Consider the following 15,399-nt stretch of genomic DNA (forward strand, 5'->3'; position numbering starts at 1 on the left):
AAAGATGAGGCTTATTCTCCTTGGCGCGCCCGGCGCCGGAAAAGGAACTCAGGCTGAGAAAATCGTCGAACGCTGGCATACCGCGCATATTTCCACCGGAGACATCCTTCGGGAAAATGTAAAAGGCGGAACCGAGCTGGGCAAGAAAGCTAAGGGCTATATGGACTCGGGAAAACTTGTTCCTGATGACCTGATCGTCGCGATGATGGAAGGCCGGCTTAAAGAGCCGGACTGCGCGTCAGGCTTTATCCTTGACGGGTTCCCCCGGACCAAGGGGCAGGCTGAAGCGCTGAAAGAACTTCTCGGGCGAATGGGGCTCCATCTGGACGGAGTTGTCCTACTGGACGTTCCCGATGACGTTGTAGTTCAGCGCCTCTGCGGGCGGCGGTGCTGCCGCGGATGTGGGAAGATCTATAACGTCAGCTTCAAGCCGTCGTCCAAAGGCGATCACTGCGAAGTCTGCGGTGGAGAGCTGTTCCAGCGGGACGACGACAAAGAGGCAGTCATTCGTCAGAGGCTGTCGGTGTATCATGAACAAACCGCCCCTCTGGTGGAGTATTACGAAGCGGAGGGCCTGCTGTGCCGGTTTGACGGGACACTTGCAGGCGACGGAATTATCAACGCGATTGCTGAGCGGTTTGAGGGGCATGAATGATCTCCCTGAAAACGGCAAAAGCTCTTGAAAAGATGCGTGTCGCCGGGAAAATTGTGACGGAAGTCCTCATGACGATGAAGGATTTCGTCAAACCCGGCGTCACCACCGGCGAGATTGACCGGCTGGCGGAAAAAATCATCCGGGACATGGGCGCGACGCCTTCCGAAAAGGGGTACCGCGTTCCCGGCATACCGGATCCTTATCCCGCCTCGGTCTGCACCTCGATCAACGACGAGGTCGTTCATGGCATCCCGAGCGACGGTCGATTTCTCGAGGAAGGTGACATTGTAAGCGTTGACGTGATGGCCTGTTACGACGGATATCACGGAGACGCGTGCTTCACTTACCCGGTAGGAACAATATCGGCGCAGCGGCAACAACTTCTTGACGTTACCCGCGGAAGCCTGGAAGCGGCGATCGCGGTTGTCAGATCCGGCGCTACTGTTGGAGACATCGGGCACGCGGTTGAATCGTTCGTTCTTCCGAAGGGATATGGAATTGTGCGTGAATATGCCGGACACGGCATTGGCAAGCGGCCTCACGAAGCGCCGACGGTGCTGAATTATGGGGCTCCCGGTACGGGGGTTACTCTCATCAAGGGAATGACCATTGCCATTGAGCCGATGATTTTGGCAGGAGGCGAAGCCCTCAAGGAAGGGCCCGACGGTTGGCTCGTTTCGACAGCCGACGGGAAAGACGCAGCGCACTTTGAAAAAACGGTGTTGGTCACTTCAGACGGCGCCGAGATTCTTACTCCCTGGAACTGACAGGAGGAACGAGACCATGGGCAATAAAGACGGCGTGATCGAAGTTCGGGGCGAAGTGGCGGAACCGTTGCCGAATGCGATGTTTCGAGTGAAGCTGGAGAATAATCACCTCATCCTGGCCCACGTTTCGGGCAAGATGAGAATGCATTTCATCAGGATTCTGCCCGGAGACAAGGTACTGGTAGAGCTGTCACCCTATGACTTGACCAGGGGGCGCATCATCTATCGCTACAAATGATCGTCCCGACTTTTGCGTCCAACGACCGGACGGTGAGGACGAGGAATCGGTCCTAAAGGAGCGTGTTTCGACCAATGAAAGTTAAATCTTCGGTGAAACCGATATGTGAGTATTGTCGTGTGATCAGACGCAACGGGGTCGTCCGTGTGATCTGCAGCCGTGACCCTAGACACAAACAACGTCAGGGCGCTAGGAGGTAAACCTGTATGGCTCGAATTGCTGGAGTTGATCTTCCCAGAGACAAACGGGTAGAGATCGGACTTACGTACATTTATGGCATCGGAGTTGCCACGTCGCGTAAGATCCTCGAAACCACCGGAGTGAACCCTGACACCCGAGTCAAGGATCTGACTGAGGAAGAGGAGCAGAAGCTCCGTACGGAAATCGTGAACAATCATACAGTCGAAGGCGACCTTCGCCGCGAGCGGACGATGAACATCAAGCGTCTCGTGGATATCGGCTGTTATCGTGGGCTTCGCCACAAACAGGGGTTGCCGGTTCGTGGTCAGCGGACCAAGACGAACGCTCGGACGTGCAAGGGGCCTCGTCGTACTGTAGCAGGCAAAAAGAATAGCTGAGCGAGGAGGTAAACCCAGTGGCTAAAAGCACTGCACGTAAGGGAAAGCGCAAGGAAAAGAAAAATATCAGCTCGGGCGTCGCTCACATTTTCTCGACGTTCAACAACACCATTGTGAGCATCACCGACAAGGGTGGAGCCCTGTTGGCATGGGCTTCTGGCGGCAACGTGGGCTTTAAGGGCGCGAGAAAGTCGACGCCCTTTGCGGCTCAGGTGGCCTCTCAGCAGGCCGGAAAAGTTGCCCAGGATCAGGGCATGCATGAGATTGACGTGGTCGTCAAGGGTCCCGGCCCTGGCCGCGAATCGGCGATTCGAGCGCTGCAGGCGATTGGTCTGCAGGTCAATTCCATCAAGGATGAGACTCCTATTCCGCACAACGGGTGTCGTCCGCCCAAGAGACGTCGCGTCTAAACCGGCGTGACTTGGTGGATAATGGTCCCGTCGTATTCTGCGCTGAACAGAGCAGAATATGGAGTTCTATGAAAGGTGTTGGGAGCATTGGAGTTTATGTGTCCTGAGATCCGAGTCGAGGAATGCACGCCAACGAAGGCCCGCTTAATTATCGGGCCTCTCGAGCGCGGCTACGGAGTGACGATTGGCAACGCTTTGCGTCGGGTTCTGCTTTCCTCAATTAAGGGAGCCGGTGTGACAGCCGTGCGGGTCGAAGGCGCTTTGCACGAGTTCACGACGCTTCCCGGTGTCCGAGAGGACATCATCGAGCTTCAGCTGAACCTCAAACACATTCCCGTGCGGTCCCACAGCGTCGAAGTGAGAGTGCTGAGACTGGAAGCGACCGGCCCCAAGAAGGTCACCGTCGCCGATATCCAGCCAGACAGCGAGATCGAGTTCATCGATCCCAACTTCTACATCTGCACTCTTGCTGAGGGGCATTCGATTTCCATGGAGCTGTACATCGAGCAGGGCGTTGGCTACGCGACGGCTGACCGTCCGCGCCCCGACTACCTTCCTGTGGACGCGCTCATGGTTGATCCCAACTTTGCGCCGATTAGCCGAGTCAAATACGATGTTCAGGCTGAACGGGTCGGCCACAAGACCGACTACGAGAAAGTCGTTATGGACATCTATTCCAACGGAGTTATCGCTCCTGACATGGCAGTTGCTGAAGCGGCCAAGCTGCTGCGGGAGTACTTCAGCATTGTCGTCAAGGAGATTCTGAAGCGCTATCCGGCGTCAGCTGAGATGGCGGCGTCGCCGGTCGAGATGGAGCAGGAGCAACCGTCTCTGGGCCAGGCGATCGTTCACAGTGACGACGGAGCGGAGAACTCGCTGTTGGGACATGGCGTTCGTGATTTGGAGCTGTCTATCCGCAGCGAGAACTGCCTGCTGCGAGGCGGCATCCACACCATCGGCGAATTGGTGAGCCGCAGCAAAGAAGAACTGCTGAAGATCAGAAACCTCGGGAAAATTTCCCTGCGTGAGATCGAGGAGAAAATGGCGAAATACAATCTCTCCTTGGCCGATGACAAGGGAACCTCGGAAGAGAAACTCGGTAAGGAGGATTAACACCCACAATGAGACACAGAGTGGACACTCGTAAACTGGGGCGCGACACAAGCCACCGCAAGGCAATGCTGGCGAACTTGGTCGCAAGCCTCATCATTGAGGAGAGCATTGAGACGACGGTAACCCGGGCGAAGGAAGTTCGTCGGGTAGCCGAGCGGATCATCACTCGCGCCAAAGGCGGATCGCTTCACGATCGTCGGCTCGTGATCGCCCGAATGAACCACAAAGCGGCTGTCAACAAGCTGTTTGACGACGTGGCGCCCCGTTATTCGGAGAGACCCGGCGGGTACACCAGAATCGTTCGGACCGGCTTCCGCAAGGACGACGCGGCCCCCCTGGCGATCATCGCCCTGGTCTAAGGCGGCGTTTCATGAGCCAGCCGCCGCTGATTTCCGTCCAGAATCTCGGCTTCACCTATCCCGGAACGACGGTTCCCGCGTTGACCGACCTGACCTTTCAGGTAGCCCGCGGCGAATGGGTGGCTCTGGTCGGGAGCAACGGCTCAGGAAAATCTACATTAGCCCGAATTCTTAACGCCCTGCTCGTTCCGACGCAGGGCGCTTGTTTTGTGGACGGAATGAACTGTTCCGACGAATCTCTCGTTTGGGAGATTCGCCGGAAACTTTCTATGGTTTTCCAAAACCCTGAAAACCAGATCGTCTCAACGGTTGTAGAAGACGAAGTGGCCTTTGGTCCAGAAAATCTGGGCTTGCCGTCGGAGGAAATTCGCCGGCGAGTGGACAACGCGCTGGAGGTAACCGGCCTGACCGAAAAAGCCTCAAAGGCCGTTTACACGCTTTCAGGCGGACAAAAGCAGAGGCTGGCAATAGCCGGCGCTCTGGCGATGAAAAGCGACTGTCTTCTGCTCGACGAGCCGACCGCCATGCTCGACCCACAAGGGAGAGCGGAGGTCTTGGAGCTGCTGGGACGGCTGCACTCGCTTGGACATTCGATCGTCCTGATCAGCCATCACTTAGAAGAGGTGATGGCTGCCGACCGAGTGCTGGTGCTGCTTCAGGGACGTCTCGTTTGGGAAGGAACGCCCGAAGAGATGCTTCTTCGGCCGGAGCTGGAAACCCTTTGGGGGCTCCAACTTCCCCCCCTGTACCGATTAAGAAATGACCTCGTCAAGTCCGGCGTCCTGACGGCCGGGACGATGGCTGATCTGGAAGCGCTGACGGAGGCTCTATGTCAATACAAATAAACAACCTCAGTCACTGGTACCACCGCGGAACGGCCCTTGAGACGAGGGCCCTGAGCGGCGTATCCCTGACGATTGACAGAGGCAGCTGGGTTTGCATCGTCGGCCATACGGGCAGCGGAAAGTCGACGTTGGCTCAGCACTTGAACGGCATTCTGCTCCCCTCGTCAGGAGATGTAGTCGTCGACGGACACCGGCTCACGTCTGAAAGCCGGGGGGACAATCTGCGGGACGTCCGTCGGTCCGTTGGGCTGATCTTCCAGTACCCAGAACAACAGCTGTTCGAGGAGACAATTCGGGCTGAACTGGCGTTTGGGCCGAAAAACTGGGGCGTGCCGGACGACGAGCTGGAGGAGTTGACGACAACCGCTCTTCGTCAGGTTGGACTCGACGAGTCGTTCCTGGACCGGAACCCTTTCGCCCTCTCAGGAGGGCAGAAGCGGCGGGTAGCTATCGCGTCGGTTTTGGTATCCAAGCCCAAGTACCTCGTCTTAGACGAGCCGACCGCCGGGCTCGACGGACAGGGTCGACAGCAGCTCATTGATCTGTTGGATCGGGTGCACGCTCAGGGAACAGCTATTATCCACGTCACTCATGACTTGGACATCGCGTTCAGCCGGGCGGATCGAATACTCGTCATGCTTCGAGGCGAAATGAAGATATGGGACGAGCCGGCTAAGGTTGCCCGCTGGCTGAAAGACAACCCTACCGACGGCCTGCTGCTGCCCGACATCATTCAGCTGGAGCTGAATCTGGCCGAGCGCGGACTGAACTTCCCTCTGACCAGCGACCCGGAGGAATTGGCGGACGCGATCAAGGAGAGCCTGAAATGAGTTTTATCGACAACCTGAGCATCGGCCAATACATTCCAGCCAACTCACCGGTTCACCGGCTTGACCCTCGGGCTAAAATTATCGGCCTGATTTGTTTCTTGATCGGCATATTCTGGGCAAGCAGCTGGTACGACTGGCTCATCTGGTGGGCGATTCTCATCGCCGTTCTGCGATTGGCCCGCCTTCCTGTCCGCACAGTTCTGCGATCTGTGCGGCCGGTCGTCTTTCTGGTCGTCTTAACCATGGTGCTCAACCTTTTCTGGGCTCCCGGTGAAGTGCTGTGGCGCTGGAAATTTCTCAAAATCACCGACCAGGGAATCCGGCTGGCCATCGTGATGAGCATGAGACTGCTGTTGTTAGTGCTGTACGCCAACCTGTTGACCCTGACGACCCGCCCGATGGAGCTGAGCGACGGACTTGAGCGGCTCTTTTCGCCGCTGAAGGCCTTTGGCTTCCCGGCTCACGAGCTGGCCATGATGATGACCATCGCGCTTCGGTTTATTCCCACGCTTCTGGGCGAAGCCGATCGGATCATGAAAGCTCAGGTAGCCAGAGGGGCGGATCTTGACAGCGGGTCGTTTTTCAAGCGGGTAAAGGCGTTTCTCCCGGTCCTCGTTCCCCTGTTCGTCATCGTCTTTCAGCGGGCCGACGACTTAGCTGTTGCTATGGAGTCGCGCTGTTATCGAGGCGGCGAGGGACGAACCAGAATGAAGCCATTTTGCTGGAATTGGGCGGACTCGGCCTGTTTGGCCTTTTGTCTGGCCGCTGCTGTCGGCCAAATCGGCCTGCGGTTGGCCCTGAAAGGGGCCTAACGTGCCTCGGTATGCCCTGACAGTCGCCTACGACGGTTCAAAACTTTTCGGCTGGCAAATACAGCCCGGCGTCAGTTCAGTGCAAGGTGAGCTGACCCGGGCTCTGTCCCTTCTGAACGGCGGTCCAGTGACGGTTACAGGCGCCGGTCGAACCGACGCCGGAGTTCACGCTCGAGGACAGGTGGCTTCGGTGTGGCTGAACAGGCCGTGGCGCGGCGATAAGCTCCGTTTGGCAGTCAACGCCAACGTCCCTGACGGGATCTGCGTCTCTCGGGTTAGGCCGTGTTCTCCGTCGTTTGACGCCCGCCGGGACGCCCAGTGGCGGCTTTATCGATACTGCGTCTGGCTGGCATCGTGGTGTCCGCCTCAGATCGAACCGTGGGTCTGGTGGAACAAAGTCTCCCACTGGGACATGGATTTGTTCGCCGCCGGATGCCGTCTGCTGGAGGGGCGTCATGATTTTTCGGCGTTCTGCCGTCAGAGCGAGGTTCCGGAAAACCCGTGGCGGCGGCTGTACAGCGTCCGCTTTCGCCGCCGTGGTCCGCTGGTCGTCGTCGCCGTGTGCGGTGACGCCTTCTTGACGAACATGGTTCGGATCATGATGGGCAACTTGGACGACGTATCGCGGGGAAAACGTTCCCTAGACTGGTTGGCCGGCCTTTTGGAAGGCGGCCGGCGCAGCAGTTCGGCAATGACTGCCCCCCCCAGCGGACTGACATTTTGGCGTGTTGGCTATCGCCCCAAAGCACGGTAAAATAAATTAAGTTCACGCCTCGGCAAGGAGGAAGGTCATGTTTTCATTCGGTAATGACATCGGCATCGACCTCGGCACTGCAACTGTTCTAATCTACGTCAAGGGTAAGGGAATCGTTCTGCGCGAGCCCTCCGGCGTGGCAATCGATCAAGAGACCGGCCGCATTCTGGCGGTAGGGTATGAAGCGAAAAACATGGTCGGCAGGACTCCGGGCAACGTCGTGTCTGTCAGGCCCCTCCGCGACGGCGTCATTGCGGACTACACGATGACCGAGGCAATGCTCAGGTACTTTATGAGCAAGGTAAACACGGGTTTTCGCCGGTATTTCAGGAACCGCGTGATGATCTGTGTCCCGTCCGGCGCCACGGACGTGGAACGGCGGGCCGTTTTGGAAGCTGCCATTGAAGTCGGCGCCCGCGAGGCGTATTTCATCGAAGAGCCAATGGCGGCGGCAATCGGCGCCGGGCTGGACGTGGACGAGGCGCGAGGGAAAATGATCGTCGACGTCGGCGGCGGAACGACCGATATTGCGGTCATATCCTTAGGCGGCATCGTCATATCCAAGTCGCTGAGAGTCGGCGGCGACAAGCTGGACGAGTGCATCATGCGGTATCTGCGCAAACAGTACAATTTGGCAATCGGCGAGCAAATGGCCGAGAACTTGAAAATCCTCATCGGCTCGTGCCTTCCTGACCAAGAGGACGAGAGCGAGATGACCCTCAAGGGCCGGGACCTGGTCCAAGGGCTGCCCCGTCAGATCGAGATCAGCAGCCGAAGCGTCTGCTCGGCCATCATCGAACGGGTTCAGTCCATTGTCGACGGAGTGCGCAGCGTGTTGGAGACGACGCCGCCAGAGTTGTCGGCCGACATTATCGACCAAGGCATAGTCCTGACCGGCGGCGGTGCTCTGTTAAGAGGGTTGCCAGAGCTCATCAGCCGCAACACTGGCATTCGGTGCATCGTTGCCGATAAGCCAACCGAATGCGTCGCGCTTGGCACGGGCATGGCTTTGGCGAACTTGAACAGGATTGCCAACTGCGGCTACAGCGGCATCAGCGCGGCCCGGCGCCGCCGGCGGCACTGACGCGCTGTCATGGAGAACCGGGACGAACGGTCCGGGGGGTGCTTGGCCTCTCGGACCGTTTCTTCGTATGTGCCCTAGTGGTATGATGGACTCAGATTCGACTGCGTAGGCTGCGGTCGATGCTGTCGCCGGGAAGGCGCGGCGTTCCTTCTGCCCGAAACCGTCAAGCAGATGGCCCGCGCGTTGAACCTGACGGAAGAGGCCTTTGCCCGGACGTATATGACGTCGCGGTGGCGGTATCCGAGCCTCGCTTCAGATCGGTCGGGCCGATGTGTCCTGCTGACCCCGTCGGATAGGTGCGCCCTTTATGAGCTCCGTCCGGTTCACTGCCGCACGTGGCCGTTTTGGCCCCAAGTGCTGGAATCATCTCAGGCATGGCAGGAAGCGGCGAAAAGGTGTCCGGGAATGAACGATGGGCCGCTGATCGGGCGGCAGACGATAATGGCGCTGCTTGATGAAAGCGTCCGCTTCTTCATGGCGCTTTCTGAGTGGAACCTATTAAAAAAACAGAAAGGAGGACTGCTGTGGAAACCCTGAGCAGTTACTTTGGAGAACTTATCGACTTCTTGTCTGAAATCAGCTGGTCAATGATCATCGGCGTCTGCATCGGCGGAGGAATCTTGGCGACGATTGGCGACCGGGTGGGCATGAAGTTTGCCAAGCGGCGGGTGACGCTGTTCGGCCTCCGCCCCAAGTCAACCAGCACGATCATTACAGGCGTGACCGGCATGGTCATTTCACTGTGCGTCATGGGCGCCCTTTCCATGACCTCTGAAACGGTTCGCACAGCGCTCTTTTCGATGAAGTTTCTCGCCAAACAGACCGTTGAGCTCACGTCCCAGCTTCAGGCCAGCCGCCAGGAACAGGAACTTTCCGCCCTGCTGGCAGTCGAGAACCAAGAGAAGCTGACCGCTAAGGAAGAGGAGCTTAAAAAGTTGCAGGAACAGACGCTTGAGCTAAACGGCCAGATTGAACCGCTGAGAAAAGAGCGGGACGAGCTGACCTCCCAGACGCAGGACCTGCGCAGCGAGCTGGCCGGCCTTAGACAGACGCTCAGCCGCTTTCAGGAAGGGCGGATCATCATGTCCGCTGGCGAACTGATGGGACAGCAGGTCGTTCCGGAAAGCGCGGAGTCAGCCGACGAAGTCCGCCAACTGGTAGAAAAGCTCTTGGAGCGCATTCGGTACGAAACGGGGCTGCGCAGCGGAGTCTCTCCCAGCTCGGTTAAAGTGAACGTCACCGACGACCAGATCAACCAGATCGTCAATCGGTGCAGGGCCATCGCCAGCCGAAAAGTCATCCGGGCAACCGCGGACGTCAACATCGTCGCCGGTGAGGAGATTTCCCCGGTCTTTCGGGTGTTTGAAACCGAGCTTATTTTCAGGAAGGGTGAGGTCATCTTAGAGCGGACCCTTCACCAGCCAAACGACAGCGACGAGGCCGAGCGGTCATTATCGACCCTGCTGAACGAAGTCAACCACATGGCCGCCGACAGTGGAGTGCTGACTGATCCGGTAACCGGCACGGTTGGAAACATCTCGGCCAACGACTTCTTTGACGCGGTCAAGCAAATAGAGTCCGCCAAGGGGAACGCCGTCGTGACCATTCGGGCTGACCGGGACATCTACAGCGAAGGCCCTGTTCGGGTCGATATCGAGGTAGAAAGCAGGGACCCGTCATGACTTTTTCAAAAGACGCGCCGTTTTTTTACGACAGCGCCTGCGCCGTGACGCCGGCAGAGCTGCAGAACCTGTACCGCTACACCCCGTGGGGCAAAAGCCGGTCCTGTGAGGAAATCGCCAGAATGCTCCGCCACACCGACCTGTGCTTCTCTGCCAGGGTTGATGACCGGCTTGTCGCTTTCTGCCGAATGCTCACCGATTTCACCTATCGGGCTTCCCTGTGGGACCTGATGGTTCATCCCGACTACCAGGGCCGGGGACTTGGCACGCGCACCCTTCAGTACGCGCTGTCCCATCCGGCTGTTCGAGCCGTCCCGCTGATCGTGGCGTTCAGTACCGACTTGGGGAGCTTCCTCGCCCGCCAAGGGTTTGTCCCACGGGACGGACAGATGATGCTGCTTCGCCGTCCGTTGGAATACTGCTGATGGATCTCGCCGGAGCGCTCTGCCATCTTCTGTGGCCGCAGCAGTGCGTCTCGTGCGGAGCCCCCGGCGAAGCGCTCTGTTCGGACTGTGAGGCCATGCTGCCTCCCCGGCTCAGCCCGGTTTGCCTTGTCTGCGGCGCGCCGGCGCCGTGTAAGACTCATGGCGTCAAATACGTCCTGCACTCTCGAACGCCCCACGAGGGAACGGCCAGAGAGCTGGTCCTGAAGTCCAAATACGGCCGGTGGGGAGAACTGGCATACCGCCTTGGACAGCTCGCCGCTGAAGGCGTAGAGCTTTCGCCGGGGAATTGGTCGGTTGCGGCGGTGCCGCCGCGGCGGTACTTTTGGAAGACAAGCTTTCCCCATACCCTTTGGCTGAGACGCGGCGCAGCGGCTCAGCTGAAACTGCCGCAAAGCAGCCCGCTGAGATGGAACGCCCGGACAGAGCGTCAGACGGAGAAGAAAACGCGGACCGCTCGCTTGGCGATGAACCCGAAGAGCTTCGCCGCAGCGGATTGTGAGGCGAAGGACTTCATCTTGATTGATGACGTGACGACCACCGGCACGACCCTACGCCTAGCGGCAAAGACGCTGTACGCTGCCGGGGCCCGTCGGGTCGCCTGTCTCAGCTGGTCGAGAGCGCTTTCGGACTGACCAAGTTCAGCGCTTGCATTTTGAACTCTCGGTTGCTATAATACCTAGCGTACTTTAGAAATGAGGGTACACGACGTCGCGGGGTGGAGCAGTCCGGTAGCTCGTCGGGCTCATAACCCGAAGGTCGCAGGTTCAAATCCTGCCCCCGCAACCAACACTCGGCGGTATAGCTCAGTTGGCTAGAGCATGCGGTTCATACCCGCAGTGTCACTAGTTCGAATCTAGTTACCGCCACCAGATCTTATAAGGCTGTTCACAGCCGTTACCGCTTTATCAAGCGATTAAAGTTCCTGACAAGAAGGCCCCCAGCCAAAAGGCTGAGGGCCTTTATTATGCTTTCAGTAAGGCTCGTTTGAGAACAGGCCAATATAAGCGCCGCCCGGCAAAATGCCAGGCGGCGCTAACTCTAACAAGCGAATGTCATAGAGGCTGTGTAGCTCTTGTACCGCGGTTCAGAGGAAAATTATTTTCTCGTGTCGCCTTTGGAGCCGAGAACGGCGAAGAACGTGAGGGGCACGTCGCCCGTGTTGGCCAGCCCGTGTTTGTGGCCGCTGCGGCAGACGGTCATATCGCCGGCAGAGACGTCATACGTCTTGTCGTCGTCGGTGAAGACGCCGCGTCCTGAGGCGATCAGGTAGCAGTCCTCGGTGCCGTCGTGTTGATGGACGCCGATCGAGTCGCCGGGAAGCAGAACCATGTAGCCCATTTCCTTGATGGAATTTTCTGCCGGCGCGTCCTTGCGGACGAAGGCGTATTTGACCAGCAGGTTGCCTTTGCCCCCGGCAACGTTCTCGCGCACGGTCAGCGGCAGGGCTGACATGTGGTAAATTTCCGCCGCCGCCGGAGACGCGGCACAAAGAGCCAGACACAGGACGAGTGCAAAACGCTTCATAATATGACCTCCCAATGAATTAAATGCTCCGCTGCGCTCTGCCGCGGAGAGATGCCGTTGGAATGTCCGCTGGACCGGCGGGCTGTCACTGCCGGCAAGCTATCATATAATAGAACAAATTCTCTTATTTTTCTTATATTAGTACAGGTATGCGGTTTCTGTCTATGTCTCAGCCGCTTTTTGCCTCCTTTTGAGATGAGGAAGGCTGCGGCGGCGAAGAGGGGGCGTTCGAGTGAAGGTCGATTTCGTGAAGGTCAACCCGGCGGGAAACGTGACGATTTTCGTGACGTCGTTTGTTCCCGTAGAGCTCCAGCCGGCAGTTGCCAAGGAATTGATGAGCTCCGACCACGTGGGCGGAGAGCAGGTAGGGTTCGTGTCAGGACGCCGGCTCAGAATGGCTGGTGGGGAGTTCTGCGGCAACACGACCCGGTCCCTTGCAGCGCTTTGGGCGTTTGCAGAGGGGACAACCGGCCCAGCTCAGTATACCGTTGACGTTTCAGGCGTCACCAGTCCGATTCAGGTGACTGTGCAGGCCGAGGGCATGCCAGGAGTCTTTCGCGCGGACGTCTTAATGCCCCAGCCGCTGGGCCAAGACGAGGTGAGTCTTGAGGGGTACGCGGCCTTTCGAGTCGATTTCGGCGGTATCGTCCATTATGTGGTCGAGGGCGCTCCTGATGAAAAGGTCATCTCTGCCGCGCGAACGCAAATGGGGTACGGCAGGTGGGACGCGTTCGGCGTGATGTTCCTTCAAGGCGACCGGCTTGATCCGTACGTGGAGGTGAACGGGGTGAGCGGCATGTGGGAGAACAGCTGCGCTTCCGGTTCCTCTGCAGTGGCCTGTCTGCTGCAGTCGAGGACGCCGAAAGGCCGGGCGTCTTTGAGGCAGCCAGGCGGGACGCTGTCGGTCTCTTGGGACGGCCGCGGGGTTCTCCTTAGCGGACCTGTTGCCATCGTGGCCCGAGGCGAGGCCTTTCTGTCCGAATTGAGCTGGGAAGAAGCCGGCTGATGATTTTCATGTCCCGTTAAAACTGGGCGTCGCTCACTTTGTGAGCGGCGTTTTTTTATGCGGCCCTGCTGAAACAACTGAGAAATGGCATACGCATAAAATACTAATCCTATATGGGCCTTTTATGCTACAATAAACTAAAATTGTATACGGGGTTATTTTTTATTGGAGCGAAAAGAAACGGGGAGAGTACGATGAGCCGTCGTTGGGTTCAGTTGGTCGTTCGGTATGGCGCGCCGTCAATTCTGTCTATGTGGGTGTTCACGCTTTATACTATGGCGGATGGTTTTTTTGTCGGACGGTATGTTGGGACTGTAGGACTAGCAGCAGTCAGCATGAGCATGCCGTTAATCAACGCGATGTTCGCTGTGGGCGTGATGATCGGCATGGGCGGCTCGACGCTCGCGGGCATTTGTTACGGGGCTGGAAGAAACGATTCCGGCGATGTGATTTACTCCCGTTCGATTTTAATGTCCCTCGCGTCGGGGGCTCTGTTCGGCGCCGTGCTGTTTGCTGGCGGCGGGAGCATTGCCCGGCTGCTTGGCGCAGATCAGGCCTTGTCGCCGTTAGTCGCCGAGTACTTGACGACCCTCGCACCGTTCAGTCTGTTCTTCATGACCGGGTACGGCCTAGAGGCGTTCACAAAAATTGACGGCGCCCCGTCCTGGCCTGTGGTGTGCGTGACGGTTGGAGGACTGGCAAACGTCTTTCTCGACTACGTGACCGTGGCTCTGTGGGGCTGGGGGCTGTACGGCGCGGCTCTGGCAACTGGCGTATCCCAGCTGGTGAGCTTCCTGCTTATTTTGGGTCGGCTGTCCTTTTTTGCCCGCCGGGTGAACCTGCGTCCTGTGCGGCTGAAGCTGCGTCCGTGCTTTGAAGTGCTGCGCAGCGGTTTCCCCGAGTTCCTGAACGAGCTTTCAATTGGCCTGACGGCGCTGCTTTTCAACTTCATTCTCATGCGTCGGATTGGCAGCGAGGGCGTGGCCGTGTTCGGCGTGGTGTATTACGTCTCGTCGCTGGTCAGTATGACGTTTGTCGGGCTGGGGCAGGGGGTTGCGCCACTGCTCAGCCTGAGCTTGGGCAAGAATGACCGGCAGGCGCTCAGGAATTTATTTTCAGTGGCCTGCTGCGGAGCGGCGCTCGGCGCCTTGGCTTTTGGGCTGTTCACTCAGCTGAACGCTTCGGCGATCGTCGGGCTCTTTATCACCGACGGTTCGACGGGGATGGCGTCTTGGGCGCTGCGTCTGTACGGGACGGCGTTTTTCATCTCCGGCGGCAACATCCTGATCGGGACGTACTTCACGGCGATTCATCGACCCAAGCTGGCGTCGGCCGTGACGCTGCTGCGGGGGTTCGGTTTTGTGTCCCTTGCGCTGTGCTCCCTGCCTCTTGTCATGGGGGCGGTGGGCATTTGGCTGGCAGTGCCCCTCTCTGAGGCGGCGACGCTGGTCGTTTCGCTCCTGCTGTATCGCTTCTTCGGTCAGCCCGATTCGGCACAGGAGGAACTTCAGCCGGTCCTGTCCGATCTGTCGGTACAGCGAGGCTAGTTTTTCGGCTGGACAACCAGCCAGAGCTTTGATAAAATTTCTCGGAGCTTGGATTGGGGGCCCTTTGTCAGTATTGCCCCGCGCTGGTTGACCCAGACAGGCTGGCACAGTCATAGCCCCAAGGCGGGGCGAATTTCATATGGGGAGGCAACAACAGACATGGCAAAGGCACATTACGAGCGGTCAAAGCCGCACCTTAACATTGGTACGATTGGGCACATCGACCACGGCAAGACGACGCTGACGGCGGCGATTTCGCACGTGCTGTCGCAGGCTGGCTACGCAGAGGAAATGCATTTTGACCAGATCGACAAGGCGCCGGAAGAGAAAGAGCGCGGCATCACGATCAACATCTCTCACATCGAGTACACCACGGACAAGCGCCACTACGCCCATATCGACTGCCCGGGACATGCCGACTACATCAAGAACATGATCACCGGCGCAGCGCAGATGGACGGCGCGATTCTGGTCGTCTCGGCCGCTGATGGCCCCATGCCCCAGACCCGTGAGCACGTGCTTCTGGCCCGTCAGGTCAACGTGCCGGCGCTGGTCGTCTTCATGAACAAAGTTGACATGGTAGACGACGAAGAACTGCTCGACCTGGTCGAGATGGAAGTCCGGGAACTGCTGGACAAATACCAGTTCCCTGGCGACGAAGTCCCGATCATCCGCGGCTCCGCGCTGAAGGCGCTCGAAGAGGGCGACGGCAGCCGGGACAACAAGTGGAGCAAAGCGATTTGGGAGCT

General features: G+C 58.3%; 21 protein-coding genes and 2 tRNA genes. 22 read left to right on the top strand and 1 reads right to left on the bottom strand.

The window, feature by feature from the left end; all coding sequences use genetic code 11:
- Nucleotides 1–4: 4 nt before the first annotated feature.
- From HMPREF1249_RS03160 to HMPREF1249_RS03245, 19 genes are all read left to right on the top strand, one after another.
- Nucleotides 5–655, top strand: a complete 651-nt coding sequence (locus HMPREF1249_RS03160) for an adenylate kinase (RefSeq protein WP_008521515.1) — start codon at nucleotides 5–7, stop codon at nucleotides 653–655.
- Nucleotides 652–1,422, top strand: coding sequence for a type I methionyl aminopeptidase (map, locus tag HMPREF1249_RS03165; RefSeq protein WP_008521514.1), 771 nt, complete (start codon nucleotides 652–654; stop codon nucleotides 1,420–1,422). Before HMPREF1249_RS03160 ends, map begins: the two co-directional genes overlap by 4 nt.
- Before the next feature lie 16 nt (nucleotides 1,423–1,438).
- Complete coding sequence (gene infA, locus HMPREF1249_RS03170; RefSeq protein WP_008521513.1) at nucleotides 1,439–1,660, top strand: translation initiation factor IF-1; 222 nt, start codon at nucleotides 1,439–1,441, stop codon at nucleotides 1,658–1,660.
- 74 nt (nucleotides 1,661–1,734) lie between these two features.
- Entirely contained in the window at nucleotides 1,735–1,860 is a 126-nt protein-coding gene (gene rpmJ, locus HMPREF1249_RS07825; protein ID WP_008523072.1) for a 50S ribosomal protein L36, read from the top strand.
- 6 nt (nucleotides 1,861–1,866) lie between these two features.
- On the top strand, nucleotides 1,867–2,238 hold the full coding sequence (gene rpsM, locus HMPREF1249_RS03175; protein WP_008521512.1) for a 30S ribosomal protein S13: 372 nt from the start codon (nucleotides 1,867–1,869) through the stop codon (nucleotides 2,236–2,238).
- A gap of 17 nt (nucleotides 2,239–2,255) precedes the next feature.
- Nucleotides 2,256–2,648, top strand: coding sequence for a 30S ribosomal protein S11 (gene rpsK, locus HMPREF1249_RS03180; RefSeq protein ID WP_008521511.1), 393 nt, complete (start codon nucleotides 2,256–2,258; stop codon nucleotides 2,646–2,648).
- A gap of 96 nt (nucleotides 2,649–2,744) precedes the next feature.
- The gene (locus HMPREF1249_RS03185; protein ID WP_008521510.1) at nucleotides 2,745–3,761 is read left to right on the top strand and encodes a DNA-directed RNA polymerase subunit alpha; all 1,017 of its coding nucleotides are present in this window, start codon (nucleotides 2,745–2,747) and stop codon (nucleotides 3,759–3,761) included.
- 8 nt (nucleotides 3,762–3,769) lie between these two features.
- Entirely contained in the window at nucleotides 3,770–4,120 is a 351-nt protein-coding gene (gene rplQ, locus HMPREF1249_RS03190) for a 50S ribosomal protein L17 (RefSeq protein ID WP_008521509.1), read from the top strand.
- 11 nt (nucleotides 4,121–4,131) lie between these two features.
- Nucleotides 4,132–4,965, top strand: a complete 834-nt coding sequence (locus HMPREF1249_RS03195; RefSeq protein WP_008521508.1) for an energy-coupling factor transporter ATPase — start codon at nucleotides 4,132–4,134, stop codon at nucleotides 4,963–4,965.
- Complete coding sequence (locus tag HMPREF1249_RS03200) at nucleotides 4,950–5,795, top strand: energy-coupling factor transporter ATPase (RefSeq protein WP_008521507.1); 846 nt, start codon at nucleotides 4,950–4,952, stop codon at nucleotides 5,793–5,795. The genes HMPREF1249_RS03195 and HMPREF1249_RS03200 overlap by 16 nt, the downstream gene beginning before the upstream one ends.
- Nucleotides 5,792–6,607 (top strand): energy-coupling factor transporter transmembrane component T family protein, encoded by an 816-nt coding sequence (locus HMPREF1249_RS03205; protein ID WP_008521506.1) that lies wholly within the window; start codon nucleotides 5,792–5,794, stop codon nucleotides 6,605–6,607. The genes HMPREF1249_RS03200 and HMPREF1249_RS03205 overlap by 4 nt, the downstream gene beginning before the upstream one ends.
- Before the next feature lies 1 nt (nucleotide 6,608).
- The gene (gene truA / locus HMPREF1249_RS03210) at nucleotides 6,609–7,361 is read left to right on the top strand and encodes a tRNA pseudouridine(38-40) synthase TruA (RefSeq protein WP_008523071.1); all 753 of its coding nucleotides are present in this window, start codon (nucleotides 6,609–6,611) and stop codon (nucleotides 7,359–7,361) included.
- Between the two features lie 37 nt (nucleotides 7,362–7,398).
- Complete coding sequence (mreB, locus tag HMPREF1249_RS03215) at nucleotides 7,399–8,445, top strand: rod shape-determining protein (RefSeq protein ID WP_008521504.1); 1,047 nt, start codon at nucleotides 7,399–7,401, stop codon at nucleotides 8,443–8,445.
- 150 nt (nucleotides 8,446–8,595) lie between these two features.
- A complete protein-coding gene (locus HMPREF1249_RS03220; protein ID WP_231366873.1) occupies nucleotides 8,596–8,982 on the top strand; it encodes a YkgJ family cysteine cluster protein in 387 nt (128 codons plus the stop codon).
- Entirely contained in the window at nucleotides 8,970–10,127 is a 1,158-nt protein-coding gene (locus HMPREF1249_RS03225; protein WP_008521502.1) for a DUF3084 domain-containing protein, read from the top strand. The genes HMPREF1249_RS03220 and HMPREF1249_RS03225 overlap by 13 nt, the downstream gene beginning before the upstream one ends.
- Entirely contained in the window at nucleotides 10,124–10,552 is a 429-nt protein-coding gene (locus HMPREF1249_RS03230; protein ID WP_008523069.1) for a GNAT family N-acetyltransferase, read from the top strand. The genes HMPREF1249_RS03225 and HMPREF1249_RS03230 overlap by 4 nt, the downstream gene beginning before the upstream one ends.
- On the top strand, nucleotides 10,552–11,205 hold the full coding sequence (locus HMPREF1249_RS03235; protein WP_008523068.1) for a ComF family protein: 654 nt from the start codon (nucleotides 10,552–10,554) through the stop codon (nucleotides 11,203–11,205). The genes HMPREF1249_RS03230 and HMPREF1249_RS03235 overlap by 1 nt, the downstream gene beginning before the upstream one ends.
- Nucleotides 11,206–11,282: 77 nt before the next feature.
- Nucleotides 11,283–11,359, top strand: a tRNA-Met gene (locus HMPREF1249_RS03240).
- Between the two features lie 6 nt (nucleotides 11,360–11,365).
- A tRNA-Met gene (locus tag HMPREF1249_RS03245) sits at nucleotides 11,366–11,442 on the top strand.
- A gap of 226 nt (nucleotides 11,443–11,668) precedes the next feature.
- Here HMPREF1249_RS03245 and HMPREF1249_RS03250 read toward each other — a convergent pair.
- Nucleotides 11,669–12,097 carry a cupin domain-containing protein gene (locus HMPREF1249_RS03250; protein WP_008521499.1) on the bottom strand — a complete coding sequence of 143 codons (429 nt, stop codon included), beginning with the start codon at nucleotides 12,095–12,097 and terminating at the stop codon, nucleotides 11,669–11,671.
- 232 nt (nucleotides 12,098–12,329) lie between these two features.
- Between HMPREF1249_RS03250 and HMPREF1249_RS03255 the strand changes: the two genes are divergently transcribed.
- The 3 genes from HMPREF1249_RS03255 to HMPREF1249_RS03265 all read left to right on the top strand — a co-directional run.
- Nucleotides 12,330–13,103, top strand: coding sequence for a diaminopimelate epimerase (locus tag HMPREF1249_RS03255; protein ID WP_008523066.1), 774 nt, complete (start codon nucleotides 12,330–12,332; stop codon nucleotides 13,101–13,103).
- Nucleotides 13,104–13,297: 194 nt separating this feature from the next.
- A complete protein-coding gene (locus tag HMPREF1249_RS03260) occupies nucleotides 13,298–14,650 on the top strand; it encodes an MATE family efflux transporter (protein WP_008523065.1) in 1,353 nt (450 codons plus the stop codon).
- A gap of 159 nt (nucleotides 14,651–14,809) precedes the next feature.
- The coding region (locus tag HMPREF1249_RS03265; protein WP_021775823.1) for a GTP-binding protein at nucleotides 14,810–15,399 on the top strand (590 nt) is incomplete at its 3' end.

The organism is Jonquetella sp. BV3C21, assembly GCF_000468895.1.
Lineage (GTDB): Bacteria > Synergistota > Synergistia > Synergistales > Dethiosulfovibrionaceae > Jonquetella > Jonquetella anthropi.

Excerpts from the sequence above, each read along its gene's own strand:
- HMPREF1249_RS03160 (WP_008521515.1), top strand. The coding sequence starts at position 5 with ATGAGGCTTATTCTCCTTGGCGCGCCCGGCGCCGGAAAAGGAACTCAG.
- map (WP_008521514.1), top strand. The coding sequence starts at position 652 with ATGATCTCCCTGAAAACGGCAAAAGCTCTTGAAAAGATGCGTGTCGCC.
- infA (WP_008521513.1), top strand. The coding sequence starts at position 1,439 with ATGGGCAATAAAGACGGCGTGATCGAAGTTCGGGGCGAAGTGGCGGAA.
- rpmJ (WP_008523072.1), top strand. The coding sequence starts at position 1,735 with ATGAAAGTTAAATCTTCGGTGAAACCGATATGTGAGTATTGTCGTGTG.
- rpsM (WP_008521512.1), top strand. The coding sequence starts at position 1,867 with ATGGCTCGAATTGCTGGAGTTGATCTTCCCAGAGACAAACGGGTAGAG.
- HMPREF1249_RS03185 (WP_008521510.1), top strand. The coding sequence starts at position 2,745 with ATGTGTCCTGAGATCCGAGTCGAGGAATGCACGCCAACGAAGGCCCGC.
- rplQ (WP_008521509.1), top strand. The coding sequence starts at position 3,770 with ATGAGACACAGAGTGGACACTCGTAAACTGGGGCGCGACACAAGCCAC.
- HMPREF1249_RS03195 (WP_008521508.1), top strand. The coding sequence starts at position 4,132 with ATGAGCCAGCCGCCGCTGATTTCCGTCCAGAATCTCGGCTTCACCTAT.
- HMPREF1249_RS03200 (WP_008521507.1), top strand. The coding sequence starts at position 4,950 with ATGTCAATACAAATAAACAACCTCAGTCACTGGTACCACCGCGGAACG.
- HMPREF1249_RS03205 (WP_008521506.1), top strand. The coding sequence starts at position 5,792 with ATGAGTTTTATCGACAACCTGAGCATCGGCCAATACATTCCAGCCAAC.
- mreB (WP_008521504.1), top strand. The coding sequence starts at position 7,399 with ATGTTTTCATTCGGTAATGACATCGGCATCGACCTCGGCACTGCAACT.
- HMPREF1249_RS03230 (WP_008523069.1), top strand. The coding sequence starts at position 10,124 with ATGACTTTTTCAAAAGACGCGCCGTTTTTTTACGACAGCGCCTGCGCC.
- HMPREF1249_RS03235 (WP_008523068.1), top strand. The coding sequence starts at position 10,552 with ATGGATCTCGCCGGAGCGCTCTGCCATCTTCTGTGGCCGCAGCAGTGC.
- HMPREF1249_RS03250 (WP_008521499.1), bottom strand. The coding sequence starts at position 12,097 with ATGAAGCGTTTTGCACTCGTCCTGTGTCTGGCTCTTTGTGCCGCGTCT.
- HMPREF1249_RS03260 (WP_008523065.1), top strand. The coding sequence starts at position 13,298 with ATGAGCCGTCGTTGGGTTCAGTTGGTCGTTCGGTATGGCGCGCCGTCA.